The sequence below is a fragment of the Pseudomonas monteilii genome (assembly GCA_001534745.1).
Taxonomy (GTDB): Bacteria; Pseudomonadota; Gammaproteobacteria; order Pseudomonadales; family Pseudomonadaceae; genus Aquipseudomonas; species Aquipseudomonas alabamensis.
Genome location: CP013997.1, coordinates 280,634 through 295,627, shown reverse-complemented (window position 1 = coordinate 295,627; position 14,994 = coordinate 280,634). Strand labels below are relative to the sequence as shown.

At 61.6% G+C, this 14,994-nt stretch carries 10 protein-coding genes; 2 read left to right on the top strand and 8 right to left on the bottom strand.

From position 1 onward, the window contains the following. Positions 1–71: 71 nt before the first annotated feature. From APT63_01345 to APT63_01335, 3 genes are all read right to left on the bottom strand, one after another. Positions 72–1,502 carry a histidine kinase gene (locus APT63_01345; GenBank protein AMA44364.1) on the bottom strand — a complete coding sequence of 477 codons (1,431 nt, stop codon included), beginning with the start codon at positions 1,500–1,502 and terminating at the stop codon, positions 72–74. Continuing rightward, positions 1,502–2,182 (bottom strand): two-component system response regulator, encoded by a 681-nt coding sequence (locus tag APT63_01340; GenBank protein AMA44363.1) that lies wholly within the window; start codon positions 2,180–2,182, stop codon positions 1,502–1,504. The genes APT63_01345 and APT63_01340 overlap by 1 nt, the downstream gene beginning before the upstream one ends. Positions 2,183–2,297: 115 nt before the next feature. Then, positions 2,298–2,798, bottom strand: coding sequence for an ATP-dependent zinc protease (locus APT63_01335; GenBank protein AMA44362.1), 501 nt, complete (start codon positions 2,796–2,798; stop codon positions 2,298–2,300). A 194-nt stretch (positions 2,799–2,992) separates the two neighbouring features. Here APT63_01335 and APT63_01330 point away from each other — a divergent pair, with 194 nt between their 5' ends. Continuing rightward, the gene (locus APT63_01330; protein ID AMA44361.1) at positions 2,993–3,889 is read left to right on the top strand and encodes an acyltransferase; all 897 of its coding nucleotides are present in this window, start codon (positions 2,993–2,995) and stop codon (positions 3,887–3,889) included. A gap of 3,971 nt (positions 3,890–7,860) precedes the next feature. Beyond that, positions 7,861–8,070: a hypothetical protein gene (locus APT63_01325; GenBank protein AMA44360.1), complete on the top strand. Its 210-nt coding sequence runs from the start codon at positions 7,861–7,863 to the stop codon at positions 8,068–8,070. Positions 8,071–8,117: 47 nt separating this feature from the next. Here APT63_01325 and APT63_01320 read toward each other — a convergent pair whose 3' ends face one another. The 5 genes from APT63_01320 to APT63_01300 all read right to left on the bottom strand — a co-directional run bounded on the left by APT63_01320 (position 8,118) and on the right by APT63_01300 (position 14,983). Continuing rightward, positions 8,118–9,317 (bottom strand): aldehyde dismutase, encoded by a 1,200-nt coding sequence (locus tag APT63_01320; protein AMA44359.1) that lies wholly within the window; start codon positions 9,315–9,317, stop codon positions 8,118–8,120. Positions 9,318–9,959: 642 nt separating this feature from the next. Beyond that, positions 9,960–10,817, bottom strand: coding sequence for a formyltetrahydrofolate deformylase (locus APT63_01315; GenBank protein ID AMA44358.1), 858 nt, complete (start codon positions 10,815–10,817; stop codon positions 9,960–9,962). Between the two features lie 11 nt (positions 10,818–10,828). Then, positions 10,829–11,461, bottom strand: a complete 633-nt coding sequence (locus APT63_01310) for a sarcosine oxidase subunit gamma (protein AMA44357.1) — start codon at positions 11,459–11,461, stop codon at positions 10,829–10,831. Positions 11,462–11,633: 172 nt separating this feature from the next. After that, positions 11,634–14,651: a sarcosine oxidase subunit alpha gene (locus APT63_01305; protein AMA44356.1), complete on the bottom strand. Its 3,018-nt coding sequence runs from the start codon at positions 14,649–14,651 to the stop codon at positions 11,634–11,636. Beyond that, entirely contained in the window at positions 14,648–14,983 is a 336-nt protein-coding gene (locus APT63_01300) for a sarcosine oxidase subunit delta (protein ID AMA44355.1), read from the bottom strand. Before APT63_01300 ends, APT63_01305 begins: the two co-directional genes overlap by 4 nt. Positions 14,984–14,994 lie beyond the last annotated feature (11 nt).

The window sequence follows — 14,994 nt, the reverse complement described above, 5'->3', positions numbered from 1 at the left end:
GGCTGTGTGGAGGCTTCGAGGAGCCTGTGTGGTGTGTGTGTGAAGTTGCAGGAAGCTCGACCCGTGCAGGCTTAGCCGAAGCGTCGCGCCGGCAGCCACAGCTGCACGCGCACTCCGCCCTCGACATTGTCCACGGCCAGGGCGCCGCCATGCAGGTGCATCACCTCGGCCACGAAGTTGAGCCCCAGGCCGGTGCTCTTGCGCCCGCTGCCGGGACGAGGCAGTGAGTAGAACCGCTCGGCAACCCGGCCGATGGCGTAGTCCGGAATCGCCTCCCCCTGGTTGAACACGCTCAGCGCCACCCGTTCGCCCTCGTGTGTCAGGTCGAACGTCAGAGCGCCGCCCGGAGGCGTGAAGTCCAGGGCATTGTCCAGCAGATTGGCCAGGGCCTGACGCATCAGGAAGGGGTCGCACAGCACGCGGCGCATCGGCAGCCCCTGGCGCACCTGGATATCCGCAGCCGCCAGGCGACTCGCCTGGGCCATCAACAGCTCATCGACCAGTGCCGCGATGTCCACATGCTGTTCGTCGTCCAACGCCTGCATCTGCTCGACCTTGGCCAGGTCGAGCAGGCGTTCGATCATCTGCTGCACGCGTTCGCTCTCGCGCTCCACGTTGGCGGCGAACTTCGCCCGCTGCTCGGCCGGCATCTCTCCCTGCAGCAGCTCCGCGGCGCCACGGATCGCGGCCAGCGGGCTTTTCAGCTCATGGGTCAGGGTGTGGACGTAACGCTCGACGTACGCCTTGCCCTCGAGCTGCGTGCGCATGCGCTCGACGGCACCGGCCAGGTGCGCCAGCTCGCCCCCCTTGTAGAACGGCAGCGCGGCACGTTCGCCCTCGCTGACCGCCTGGGCGTAACGGGCCAGTTTGCGCAGGGCACGCGCCAGCCACCAGGACAAGGCTGCCCCGACCAGCAGGCCCATGACGATCACGCCCAGCCCGAGGGTCAGCAGACGTCGTTCGGAACGGTCGATGTAGGGCTGCAAAGAGCTGTTGGGCTTGGCCACGGTGACCACGCCAATGATGCGGCCTTCATCCAGGATGGGTGCGGCCACATGCATGACCGAGGTGCTCTCGTCTGCCTCGACACTGCGCGTGGAGCGCGCGCCATACTGGCCCCGCAAGGTCAGGTAGACGTCGTTCCAGCGCGAGTAGTCCTGGCCGAGCGCCTGACCACTGGAGTCGAGCAGCACGATGCCGTGGGCGTCGGTGACGTAGATGCGGTGGCTGACCTGATGCTTGGTCAACCCCCAGATCTGCGCGCCAGGGCTGCGCAGGCCATAGGCCTTGAGCACTTCGGGTAGGCGACTCTGGCCCAAGGTGCCGGCCTTGACGTCATCGTGCAGGATTTCCGCCAGCAGGTTGGCGGTGTCCACCAAGGTTTCTTCGGAGGACTGGCGGACCACCGGGCGGATCTGCTCACGCACGGTATTGAGCAGAAAGTAGCCGGCCAGGCCGACGAACAGGAAGTACACCAGGAAAATCCGTATCCCCAGGCGCATCAGGCCTGGTCCGGGCTGTAGCTGTAGCCCAGGCCGCGGTGGGTCTGGATCGGCTCGGCGTGCGCGGCGACCTGGCGCAGCTTGGCACGCAGGCTCTTGATGTGGCTGTCGATGGTTCGCTCGTAGCCGACATCGGAGGCCACCCCGAGCGCGTCGAGCAGTTGCTCGCGACTGAACACCCGCTGCGGTTGCGCCAACAGGCAGTGCAGCAGGCGAAACTCATGGCGCGTCAGCGACAACGGCTGCCCCCGGTAGTGGATCTGCATGCGCAGGATGTCCACCTGAAATGCCGCTGCGGCCTCCACCGGCTCGACCCGTGGCGCCATGCGCTTGAGAATCGCCCGTACCCGCGCCGTCACTTCGCGCGGGCTAAACGGCTTGACGACATAATCGTCGGCCCCGATCTCCAGCCCCACCACCCGATCGATTTCGCCATCGCGTGCGCTGAGGAACATCACCGGCACCTCGGAAAACCGACGCAACTGCCGACACGTCTCGAACCCGCTGATGTCAGGCAGGCCGATGTCGAGAATCACCAGGTCCGCCGGCTGTAGGCGCAGCCGCTCGAGCGCCGCGCCGCCCAGGGTGACCCAGTCGGTGCTGTGGCCATCGGCCTGCAAGGCGTAGACCAACGTGTCGGCGATGGCGGCTTCGTCTTCGACGATGAGGATGTGGGGCATGAGGATCTCGGGCGGCGAACTGCAAGCTGGAAGCAGGCGTATGGATGTGCGCTGGAATCCTACTGGTTACGGCTTCTAGCTTCTAGCTTGCAGCGTACGACTTGCAGCCCTTCTCTCAGCAGTCCGGCTTGTCCGCGGTGTAACGCTGCGCCGGGTCGATGGCCGCCTTGAACTCGCGCAGGGCCTTGGCGCCGATCAGCAGCGGGTAGTCGAAGCTGCTGCGGTCGGTGAGGTTCACCTCGACGGTGCGCTTGACGTTGCCCAGGCACAGGTCCAGGTCGATCACCGGCCGCTTGGCGAAACCGGCCGCCTCGCCTTCGTCGTCCTCGTCGGCGCGGCTCTTGATCTTGCTGATGCGCGCCAGCTTGTGCTCGTAGACCTTGCCGTCGGCGTCCGGGGTCGCCAGGCGGAAGCGTACCCAGTCGTCGCCATTGCGGCTGAAGCGCTCGATGTCCTTGGCCGACAGCGAGGCGGTCCAGGCACCGGTGTCCATCTTGGCCTTGAGGGTTTCGCCGAGTTCCGGCAGGCCGACGTGTTCGTAGCGCCCATAGAGCATGGGGTCCGCCGCCATGACGGGCAGAGACAAGGTGCACAGCAAGGCAAGCATGGGTTTCACGGGCAAGGCTCCTGATTCGACAGTACCGGTTGGACGCCAATCGCACGTCGATGTTTCAACGGCTCCTGGCAACGGCCTGCGACTCTAGCCAACACAATGTGAAACATTTGTTCGCGCCGCCCGGCCCGACACATTTGGCGGGGCGCAATGGCATGCTTATCATGGCCCCCTGCTCAGACCACAAGAGTTTCCCTATGCGTCGCCTGTTCACCGGCATCCTCGTGGCCACCCTGCTGTTGCTCAACACACTGGTATTGATTTGCCCCTTGCTGTTCTTCGCCGTGCTCAAGCTGGTGCTGCCGGCCCGTGGCCGCGACTGGGCCTCGCGCGCGGTCATGTGGGTGGCCGAAACCTGGGCCGAGATCGACAAGCGGATCTTCGCCGCGTGCATCCCGACCCGCTGGGACATCCGCGGCATCGACAACCTGCGAACGGATACTTCCTACCTGTGCGTTAGCAACCATCAGAGTTGGGTGGACATCCCGGCGCTGATGGAAAGCCTCAACCGCCGCACGCCGTTCTTCAAGTTCTTCCTGAAGAAGGAGCTGATCTGGGTACCTCTGCTGGGGCTGGCCTGGTGGGGTCTGGACTATCCGTTCATGAAGCGCTACAGCAAGGCCTTCCTGGAAAAGCATCCGGAACTCAAGGGCAAGGATCTTGAGATCACCAAGGCCGCCTGCGAGCTGTTCAAGCGTCAGCCGGTGACCGTGGTCAATTACCTTGAAGGTACCCGTTTCACCCAGGCCAAGCACCGGGAGCAGCAGTCGCCCTACCGTCATCTGCTTAAACCCAAGGCAGGCGGCGTGGCGTTCGTGCTGGCGGCCATGGGAGAGCAGCTCGATGCGTTGCTGGACGTGACGGTCGTCTATCCCGGCGACAAGGCGCCGGGGTTTTGGGCGTTGCTCGACGGCAGCATTTCGCGGGTGATCGTAGATATCCAGGTACGTGAGCTGGATTCTGCGTTGTGGGCAGGGGATTATGAAGAGGATCCGGTGTTTCGACAGAGGGTGCAGGCGTGGGTCAATCGGCTGTGGCTGGAAAAGGACGAACGCATTGAGGCGTTGCGTTCAGAGATGCGTCTGGCCCACTGACACTGGCGTTGGCCGAGGATTACACGGACGGCACGGCAGCCGGTGTCGTCCACAAGGAACCCAGGCTTTGCAGCAGCGGTCCGCCAATGCCCTGCTGTCTTAAAGACTGAAGGATCAAGGGCGCGAACTGACCGATCATTTCAATATGCATCCCAGCGCCTAGAACGCCGTGTCCAGGTCGGCGCGGTTTTCGACATTGCCCAGGGCATTGGTCAGAGTCAAGTGTTGTGGCTGTCTTGTCCAAAGGCTCGCCCACCCTGCCTAAGGCCGAGGTAACCCCATCAGAACGGGGTCGTTTGAACACTCTCTAGGGTCTGCAACAGCGGGTTGGTAATCCCTTGCTGCTCCAGATCGTGCAGGATCAATGGCGCAAATTTGACCGTTCCGACACCCGCCTCAAGCACTTTGAACGTCTTGCCCAAATCGCTGCGGCCTCCATCCCGTGTCCAACGCCTTTCCGATACCCCATGCCTGTCGTGCGGCTGTCCAGATACCCGCTTAGCCATTAACGTCAATGCGTTCACCGGGCGAACCTGTCGAGTCGGAAGGGCTTGGATGACGAGACGTTTCAGTAACCATTACCTGGCAAATGTGTCAGTTGTGGCCACGTGCGCGGTCGTGCAGATTGAAAGCCTTCTCTCGCTTCATGAGCCTCGACGTCATGACGACCCATAATGAAAAACACCCCCCACGCCTGAGCGCCCTGGCCACCACATCGGGAACGCCGCCGGAAGGAGATACTATGCTCTTTTACCAAGCTGGCCACTTGGCAACTGAGCTTTCTGATAAAGGTATTCGCCACATAGTGCGATCACACACCACTGTCATAGCGCAACTCGATCCAGGTAAGGCCGCTCACATACTGCACGTTGACCAAGCCAACTCTGTTCTCAACAAAGTGCCTGACAAGACGACTTACGCAGCCTATGGTTTTTTTGAAGCAGGACAGTCAACAGCGATACTCGCATTTAACGGGCAACGCCTTGACCCTCTGACAAGAACCTACGCATTGGGCAACGGAAATCGGACCTACCATCCGACACTTTTTCGTTTCTCCAGCCCTGACCTACTTAGTCCATTTGACCAAGGCGGGCTTAATGCATATGCTTACTGCAATAATGACCCCATCAATAAAATGGATCCCTCTGGAAACGTTCCGCAATTCATTCGGAGCTTTTTCAAGGGCGCGGCTAACCGTTTACGCCTAAGAACACCTAAAGGCAAAACCCCACCGCCTGTTTTAAAGAAGTTCACTTCCCAAGAGCAATCACCTGTCACTACACGCACAAGACCGCTTCCAGAACGGTCCTCAGGTCAACGGCTCTCAGAAGGCAGTCGTCAAGCAACCAGTGGCCGCAACCTGCAGACGGAAAGTATAGAAAAAACCTTATTGTCCCACAGAAGAGAAGCTCAAAAAGAGCTTAGCCTCCTTAAAGAACAACTTGAGTATGCCTATTCCCAGCTGAAACGTCGGAAAGATCTAAACCTCGGGCGCACAGCTGAAGCAAACAGTTTTTCGCAATTAACCGGGCAGGTAAAAAAAGCAATGCAACGCGTTGATATGTTGAATCAAGCACTTGAGGGAATCCGGAAGGGACCCTGATTACCGCTGCGCCGGGTGCGCCAGCTTTAGGTCGCCGACGATCACCACGGCAGCGCCGAGCAGGCGGGCCTCAGCGGCGACATAGACGGTGCCGCCCAGGCCTACGTTCGCGGCGACAGCACCGTGGTAGCTGGCCGGAGGGATATCGAACGGGCAGATCACGGATCGCCTCCCTGGCCTTTCCGCAGTTTGGCAGGTTGAATGTCGGCGTACCGCACGAGTATAGAGTTGGCCTGCCACCTTTCATTTCTGCCAGTTCCGCCATGCGCAAGTAATAAACATAGCGAGACACGGGCGTGGTGACAGAGAGAAAACAACGGTTTCTCTGACAGCGAGCAAAGTCGCATGAATACCTATGGCACGCATGCTTACTTAACTTATGGCTTCCCCACAACAATCCAATCAACAGAACACCTGATTGGATTCAACGGAGAACACCCACGCCCCGTGACGACGCTCTCTATACTGAGCTTTAGAGCTTACGACACTCAATCAATGCACTTCATTTCACCTGACAGCCTGAGTCTTTCTGGTGATGACGGCATAAATACCTACGCCTACTGTTCAGGAGACCCTGTAAATCGCACCGATCCTACGGGACATTTTTCCTGTACCCTTTGAAGAAACCGCCTGTGCTCCGGTTACCCAAACAGGGGCCCGAGCTCACGTTACCGACGCCACCCACACGCTTGATGGCTAGATCCTTCGAAGCAGAGTTTCTGAAGGATTTGAATGATCTCCACAATAAATACGTGCTCAAGGCTTCCACATTTGAACTACACGAAGCCAGATGTGCCATGCTGAGCTCAACCCGCGAAATAACTCCAACCGTGTCGTTTGTGGTTATATGTGCGGGTTGCAGGGTTACCGGGGGAAAGCGGTAAGCCGGGCTGCGTGCGGTTTAATGCTTGGATCTGACTCTTCTCATCGACGCACAGCACCAAGGCTCGTTCGGGTGGGTTCAAGTAAAGCCCAACGCTGTCGTGCACCTTGTCGACAAACAACGGATCAGTAGAAAGCTTGAAGGTCTTTTCCACGGTCGATACCCTGGATAGTGAACGTCTAGAGAGCATAGACCAAATGTTTAGTGATACTTCTGAAACACCACACTAGGGCATTGATTAGGCTGGCCTGGGCTATAAGTACCTGAAATTGGTTTTGTGGCCTCCTGTCGGCCAACATGCCCCCGGAGATGAGTGCCCCCTTAAACCTTCAAGGTTTTTCTTCAGACCGGTCATGACGGGGCCACCGAAACGCGTAGCCGTGATAACGCCTCCTGACATTTCTGCCAGTAGCGCCATCACTATTTTTCCCAAACACTGGAGACTAAGCCCGTAACCCTTGGGACTTAACGGTACTTTCCAATGACAAATAATCTCACACATAATTATACAACCTATGGCTACACGCCTCTTTGCTTCGACAAATCAAGCCTGCTGTCATTTAATGGCGAACCCCTTGATCTTCTTACAGGGCTATATATATTAGGTGCAGGGTATAGACCGTACAGCGCGGCCTTAATGCGTTATACCGCACCAGACATCCTAGCTCCTTTTGGCGCAGGAGGTCTTAACACCTACAGTTACAACAACGGCGATCCCACTAATTACACTGACCCTACAGGCCATTTCAAAGCTAGCGTTCGAGTCTTGAGACGTTTGAAACCAAAAATGCAAACACGTTCACAACTCCTGATGAACCTCGATAGCCCAGCTCATGTCATCACGCCTTCTTCAATGGACGCGCCCCCCTACTTCTCGTCGAGTCCTCACGCCTTTTCATCTCCTGTTTCGCCACCCAATTATAATCCAGGTCACCTCCCCCCCTATTCCAGGCGGTTACCCAAAGGCCATACGCGCGCAGTAGTTCCAACGTTGACTCCTTCCGGTGCACGTATAGAACCACCGCCCCCACCAAAGTATGAAAGACTTCCTGCTCGCCCTCACATAAAAACTTCGCTCCCTCCCGAACGGGTTGAAAGATATCGGACTGAGCTCCAAGAGGAATCGGCTAGGGCCGAAAGAATCAGAAGAAACATCAGAGCAATGCGCAGAACTGGAATTTCTGTTCCTGACTATTTAACTCGAAACCTAGAGAACATTCGGCAACATCGCGACCGCATCCGAGGCCTGCTTTATAATTAAGACGAAAAATCATGTCTTCAACGTGACCGTAGACTTAGTTCGAAAACTGCTGTAACTATAATCGCCGACAAGGTTGGCTGAAATTCTTGGCAAAGCTGTACGAAACCCCACAGAGATCACAGCAGCCCATGAACTGTCATTTCTGCCAGTATCAAAATCCCTACGGGCGCTCAGAATAGACTCCATGCAGTCTCCCTTCACCTAGCCCAATGGGAATTTGAATCATGAGCAAAGCCTCGAACTGCTCGCTTTTCTTCTATCAAGCCGGCAAGCTGATCACCGTGAGTCAGGGCGGTCAGCATCGCACTATCTTCCGCACTGCAGAACAGCCGTTGGCTGAAGTGAGCGCCAACGCCCCCCGAACCAACGGCCTGCTGGCCACCGACGACAAAGGCTCGGTCCTCGTCGTGCAACACCCAGACGAGCAGCCATGAAAAAGCCCCTCGATGCGAGGGGCTCTTCGTGACGTCACCTCACGGCATCACGCCGCGCCCCACATCTTGTGCGGGTCGATCACGAATTTCTTCGGCACCCCGGCATCGAACTCGCCATAGCCTTGCGGTGCCTGGTCGAGGTTGATCACCTGCACGCCCACCACCTCGGCGATGTTGATCCGGTCCCACATGATCGCCTGCATCAGCTGACGGTTGTATTTCATGGTAGGGGTCTGGCCGGTGTGGAAGCTGTGCGACTTGGCCCAGCCCAGGCCGAAGCGGATGCTCAGGGCGCCGATCTTGGCGGCGGCATCCGATGCGCCCGGGTCCTCGGTCACGTACAGGCCCGGGATACCGATGCTGCCGGCCACGCGGGTCACTTGCATCAGCGAGTTCAGCACCGTGGCCGGGGCTTCGTGCTTGGCGCCTTCATGGCCATGGCCACGGGCCTCGAAGCCGACGGCATCGACCGCGCAGTCCACTTCCGGCTCGCCGAGGATGTCGACGATCTGCTCGTGCAGCGGGGTGTCCTTGGACAGGTCGACCACTTCAAAGCCTTGCGACTTGGCGTGGGCCAGACGAGCCGGGTTGAGGTCGCCGACGATCACGCAGGCGGCGCCCAGGAGGCGAGCCGAGGCGGCAGCGGCCAGGCCGACCGGACCGGCACCGGCGACGTAGACGGTGCTGCCTGGGCCGACGCCCGCGGTCACGGCGCCGTGGTAGCCGGTCGGCAGGATGTCGGACAAGCAGGTCAGGTCACGGATCTTTTCCATGGCCTTGTCGCGCTCGGGCAGTTTCAGCAGGTTGAAGTCGGCGTACGGCACCAGCACGTATTCGGCCTGGCCGCCGGTCCAGTCACCCATGTCCACATAGCCGTAGGCGCCCCCGGCGCGGGCCGGGTTGACGGTGAGGCAGACACCGGTGTGCATTTCCTTGCAGGAGCGACAACGGCCGCAGGCAACGTTGAACGGCACCGAGACCAGGTCGCCGATCTGCATGCGCTCGACGTCGCTGCCCTTCTCGACGATTTCACCGGTGATTTCGTGACCCAGGACCAGGCCGACCTGGGCAGTGGTGCGGCCGCGGACCATGTGCTGGTCGGAGCCGCAGATGTTGGTGGAGACCACCTTGAGGATCACCCCGTGCTCGATTTTCTTGCCACGTGGGTCCTGCATTTTCGGGTAGTCGATCTTCTGCACCTCGACCTTGCCGGCGCCGAGATACACCACTCCACGATTGCCTGACATGCTCTTACCTCGCTTGAATTCTAGTTATGCAGCGGTGGTTGAAGCGCCGCCCTTCATGGGCGACAGATGTTGCGGATGCCGTGGAGGGACGTCTGCCACGGCGCAAAGGCGTACAGGGCCGCGCATTGGTGCGGTCCATTGTGGTCTTGTCGGAAGGGGGGGACGGTGACTGGGAACGACAGTGACTTGCTTTGGAGCGTCAGCCTTCAATGGGACACGTCGGCCTGCCACTGCACGGTTGTCGGCATGATCGCCATCGCGGGCAAGCCCGCTCCCACACCCGTAGACCCACCGGGGTGGTACAGGCCATCGCAGCGCATGGGCAGGCTGACTTGCCGGAGCGCGGGACCGGCAGCTGTGAGAGTGTCAGCCTTCAGAGGGAGGGGCGGCCTGTCACCGCACGGCTGTCGGCACGACTGCCATCGCGGGCAAGCCCGCTCCCACACCCGCAGCCCCACCCGTGTGGTACAGGCGTTTACAGCGCATGCAGAAGCGATACTGCCGGGACGTCGGACCGGCCCCTGTGGGAGCGGGCTTGCCCGCGATGGCGTCGGCACAGCCTCCATGGCAAGCCTGCACGGATCCATGTCCCGCAAGCGACACATCGCCCCGCCCCGTCAATACAGACCTGGACGCTACCGCCTACAGAACCACCGTCCGATTGGCATTGAGGAACACGCGCTTCTCGATGTGATACCCCACCGCTCGCGCCAGCGTCAGGCATTCGATGTCGCGGCCCTTGGCGATCAGGTCCTCGGGGTAGTCGCTGTGGTCCACGGTCTCGACGCCCTGGGCGATGATCGGGCCTTCGTCCAGGTCGTTGTTGATGTAGTGGGCCGTGGCGCCGACCATCTTCACGCCCTTGTTGTAGGCCTGATGGTAGGGCTTGGCGCCCTTGAAGCCTGGCAACAGCGAGTGATGGATGTTGATCGCCCAGCCGTCAAGCCGACGGCACAGCTCGGGTGACAGCACCTGCATGTAGCGGGCGAGGATCACGAGTTCGGCGCCGGTCTCTTCGATGACCTTGAGCACCCTGCGCTCTTGCCCGGGCTTGTCCTTGGGGTCGAGCGGAAAGTGGTGATAGGGAATCTTGTGCCACTGGGCCAGGGGTTCGAGGTCGGGGTGATTGGAGATCACCGCGACCACGTCCATGCCCAGCTGGCCGATGCGTTGCCGGTACAGCAGGTCGTTCAGGCAGTGGTCGGCCTTGGACACCATGATCACCACCTTGGGGCGGTGATCCGGGGCGGTCAGTTCGAAGCCCATGCCAAAGCCCGCACTGCGCTCGCCGAGGCCCGCGCGGAACGCGGCCTCGTCGAAACCGGCAGGCTGGCGGAATTCCACGCGGATGAAGAAGCGGCCGGACAGCCGGTCGTCGAACGAATGGTGCTCCGTGACATAGCACTGCTGCTCGTGCAGAAAACGCGTCACCACGTCGACGGTGCCGAGCGTGCTTGGGCAGTCGGCAGTCAGGATCCAGGTATCCGGTGCTCGGCTCATCGGTGTTCTCCTCAGGCCTCGATGGTCAGGCCGTATTCAGCCGACGCGTCCTGCAGCCACAGCCACCAGTAATCGGCGAAGCTGCGACGGATCATCAGCTCCCAGGTGTCCTCGGCGGTGCGGCGGATCACCAGCTGCGACTTGGCGAACACGGTGCCGACGGCCTTGCCGACCGGGAAGTTGTTCGGGTGCACGTCGTAGCTGGTGGACTTCATCAGCACGTCGCGTACGTTCGGGCCACGCAGCTCCAGCAGGGTCTGCCCGCCACTGACGTTGACCACCTGGATGTGCTGGCCTTCGAGGGCCGCGCGCAGCTTCTGCTCGGCCTCGACCTCCTGACCGCCAGGGACGATCAGCAGCCACTCATCCGGGCCGACCCATTGCAGCGAGGTCTCGCCGTCGGCCACCACGGTCAGGGCGACCGGCAGCTCCAGGCCCAGGGCCTTCTGCACGCCCGCGGCGAACGCCGGGTTATGGCCATCGCCGCGCAGGGTCAGGTGCCCGAGGAATTTCTTTTCCCGCAAGGTGACGCCGGCGTTCTGGCGGCCCTTGCCGACCAGGCTGGCCAGGTCGGCATGGTGCAGCGGGGTCTGGGCCTTGACGTCGGCGCTGGGGTTTTGCTGGTAGACGTTGATCGCACTCATTTTTTACCTGCCTTGAATTCTGGATTCGACCGCGATGCCTGGAGCGTCGGTGCTTGCGTGGGCGCAGGCGGACCCGCGAAAGAAGGCGGTGATATGAACACCGCCTTCGCGGGCAAGCCCGCTCCCACAAGAAGCTTCTATGGTGCGCCAGGCACCGGTGGGTGCCGGGGGCTCAGACGTTCTGACGTTCACCTTTCGGGTCGAAGAAGACCGAAGACACGATCTCCGCTTCGCTCACACTACCGTCCGATTGCGAGACCCAGATGCGTTCGCCCATGCGCTTGAGGCCGCCCTTGACCACGCCCATCGCGAAGGAATACCCCAGCGAGTTGTGGGCATAGCTGGAGGTGATGTGACCCACCATCTCCTGCGGCATCGGCTGCTGAGGATCGAGGATGATCTGCGCGCCCTCGGCCAGCCACTTGGTCGGGTCCAGCGGCTTGATGCCGACCAGTTGCTTGCGGTCTTCGCGCAGGCAGTCTTCGCGGTTCATGCCGCGCAGGCCGATCCAGGAGAACGGCTTGTTGCGACCGACGCACCAGCTCATATTCAGGTCGTCCGGGTTCATCGAGCCGTCGGTGTCCTGACCGACGATGATGAAGCCCTTCTCGGCGCGCAGCACGTGCATGGTCTCGGTGCCGTACGGCGTCAGGTTGTACTGCTTGCCGGCCTCGACGATCTTCTCCAGCACGCCCATGGCGTAGTTGGCCTGGATGTTGACCTCGTACGACAGCTCGCCGGTGAACGAAATCCGGAAGACCCGCGCCGGCACACCGCCGACCAGCCCTTCCTTCCAGGTCATGAATGGGAAGGCGTCCTTGTCCAGGTCGATGTCGGTGACCTCGGCCAGCAGCTTGCGGCTGTTGGGGCCGGACAGGGTCAGAGTGGCCCAGTGGTCGGTGACCGAGGTGAAGTACACCTTCAGCTCCGGCCATTCGGTCTGGTGGTACAGCTCCAGCCACTGCAGGACGCGGGCGGCGCCGCCGGTGGTGGTGGTCATCAGGAAGTGGTTGTCGGCCAGACAGGCGGTGACGCCGTCGTCGAAGACCATGCCGTCTTCCTTGCACATCAGGCCATACCGCGCCTTGCCCACGTCGAGCTTGGTCCAGGCGTTGGTGTACACCCGGTTGAGGAACTCGCGTGCATCCGGGCCCTGGATGTCGATCTTGCCCAGGGTCGAGGCGTCGAGCAGGCCGACGCTGTCACGCACGGCCTTGCACTCGCGGGCCACGGCGGTATGGATGTCTTCGCCCGCCTTGGGGAAGTACCACGGACGCTTCCACTGGCCGACGTCCTCGAACTCGGCGCCGTTCTTCAGGTGCCAGGCGTGCAGCGCGGTGAAGCGCACCGGCTCGAAGATGTGCCCACAGTGACGACCGGCTACCGCGCCGAAGGTCACCGGCGTGTAGTTCGGGCGGAACATGGTGGTGCCCATCTGCGGGATGGTGATGCCCATCGAACGCGCGGCGATGGCCAGGCCGTTGATGTTGCCCAGCTTGCCCTGGTCGGTACCGAAGCCCAGCGCGGTGTAGCGCTTGACGTGCTCGACCGACTCGAAGCCTTCACGAACGGCCAGCTCGATGGCCGCGGCCGTGACGTCGTTCTGCTGATCGACGAACTGCTTCGGTGCACGGGCGGTGCCCTTGTCGTGCGGAACCTGGAACAGCGCGACGGTGGCTTCTTCCTTGATCGCGACGGTTTTCGGCAAGGTGCCGACGACCGCCTTGAAGCCTGCTTCATTGGCCGCGCGCACGCCACCTTCGAAGCCATCGGCCAGGACATCGCCCAGGGCGTAGATGCCGTTCACGCCGCCTACGCAGACGCGCTTCTGCGGCGCATCGCCCGGCACGAAGCCGAGGATTTCTTCACGCCATACCGGACGACCGCCCAGGTGCGAGGCCAGGTGGACCACCGGGCTGTAGCCGCCGGAGGTGCCGACCAGGTCGCACTCGAGCCATTCGCCCGGGCTGGTGACCTGGTGGCCCGGCACGTCGATGGCCGCCACGCGGGCAGCGGTCACATGCTTGCCGCCCCGGGTCTCGATCACGGCGCTGGAGGTGAGGATGCGGATGCCTTTGGCACGTGCTGCCTCGACCAGCGAGCCGCGCGGGTTGTGGCGGGCGTCGGCCACGGCCACGACCTGCAGGCCTGCGTCGTGCCAGTCCAGGGCCACACGGTAGGCATGGTCGTTGTTGGTCGACAGGACCAGCTTGCGGCCCGGTGCCACGCCGTAGCGGCGCACATAGGTGGAAATCGAACCCGCCACCATGTTGCCGGGCAGGTCGTTGTTGCCGTAGACCAGCGGACGCTCCTGGGCCCCTGCCGCCAGCACCACACGCTTGGCGCGCACGCGGTGGACGCGCTGACGGACTTGGCCGATCGGTGCGCGATCGCCCAGGTGGTCGGTCAGTCGTTCGTGGATGGTCAGGAAGTTGTGGTCATGGTAGCCGTTGACCGTGGCACGCGGCAGCAAGGTCACTTCCGGCAGCGATTCCAGCTCGGCCACGACAGCGGCGACCCAGTCGGCGGCCGGTTTGCCATCGAGGGTTTCACGGCTGTCGAGCAGGCAGCCGCCGAACTCTTCCTGTTCGTCGGCCAGGATCACCCGGGCGCCACTGCGTCCGGCGGCCAGGGCGGCGGCCAGACCCGCAGGGCCACCGCCGACGATCAGCACGTCGCAGTGCTGGTTCATGTAGTCGTAGCTGTCCGGGTCGTTCTGCAACGGCGAACGGCCCAGGCCGGCGGCCTTGCGGATGTACTTCTCGTACGTCATCCAGAAGGACTTGGGGTACATGAAGGTCTTGTAGTAGAACCCGGGCGGCATCATGTTGCCGCCGACCTTGCCGATGATGCCCATCACGTCGGTGTTGACGTTCGGCCAGCCGTTGGTGCTGGTGGCAACCAGGCCCGAGTACAGCGCCTGCTGGGTGGCACGCACGTTGGGGATCTGGGTGGCTTCGCTGGAGCCCAGCTGCAGGATCGCGTTCGGCTCTTCGGAACCGGCGGCGATGATCCCGCGCGGACGCGAGTACTTGAAGCTGCGACCGACGATGTCGACACCGTTGGCCAGCAGCGCGGCGGCCAGCGTGTCACCGGCATAGCCCTGGTAGCTCTTGCCGTTGAAGGTGAAGTTCAGCACCTTGCTACGGTCGACGCGGCCACCGCTGGAGAGGCGATAGGTCTGGCTCATACGTTTTCTCCCCGTGCGTTGACGGCCGCCGACTGAGCGGGTGTGTGTTCACGAGCGGCCATCTTCGGCTTCTCGCCAATCTTGTAGGATTCCAGGATCTCGTAGGTCTCGGTGTTGCGCGTGACGTTGAAATACTGGCGGCAGCCGGCGACGTGATCCCACAGCTCGTGGTGGATGCCACGGGGGTTGTCACGGAAGAACACGTACTCGCCCCACTCCGCGTCGGAGCAGGCCGCCGGGTCCAGGGGGCGGGCGATGTGCGCCTGTCCGGAAGGGTGGAATTCTTCTTCGGAGCGCAGCTCGCCGCAGTGGGGACAGAAAATATGCAACATGGACGTTGTCT

Excerpts from the sequence above, each read along its gene's own strand:
- APT63_01345 (AMA44364.1), bottom strand. The coding sequence starts at position 1,502 with ATGCGCCTGGGGATACGGATTTTCCTGGTGTACTTCCTGTTCGTCGGC.
- APT63_01340 (AMA44363.1), bottom strand. The coding sequence starts at position 2,182 with ATGCCCCACATCCTCATCGTCGAAGACGAAGCCGCCATCGCCGACACG.
- APT63_01330 (AMA44361.1), top strand. The coding sequence starts at position 2,993 with ATGCGTCGCCTGTTCACCGGCATCCTCGTGGCCACCCTGCTGTTGCTC.
- APT63_01325 (AMA44360.1), top strand. The coding sequence starts at position 7,861 with ATGAGCAAAGCCTCGAACTGCTCGCTTTTCTTCTATCAAGCCGGCAAG.
- APT63_01320 (AMA44359.1), bottom strand. The coding sequence starts at position 9,317 with ATGTCAGGCAATCGTGGAGTGGTGTATCTCGGCGCCGGCAAGGTCGAG.
- APT63_01315 (AMA44358.1), bottom strand. The coding sequence starts at position 10,817 with ATGAGCCGAGCACCGGATACCTGGATCCTGACTGCCGACTGCCCAAGC.
- APT63_01310 (AMA44357.1), bottom strand. The coding sequence starts at position 11,461 with ATGAGTGCGATCAACGTCTACCAGCAAAACCCCAGCGCCGACGTCAAG.
- APT63_01305 (AMA44356.1), bottom strand. The coding sequence starts at position 14,651 with ATGAGCCAGACCTATCGCCTCTCCAGCGGTGGCCGCGTCGACCGTAGC.
- APT63_01300 (AMA44355.1), bottom strand. The coding sequence starts at position 14,983 with ATGTTGCATATTTTCTGTCCCCACTGCGGCGAGCTGCGCTCCGAAGAA.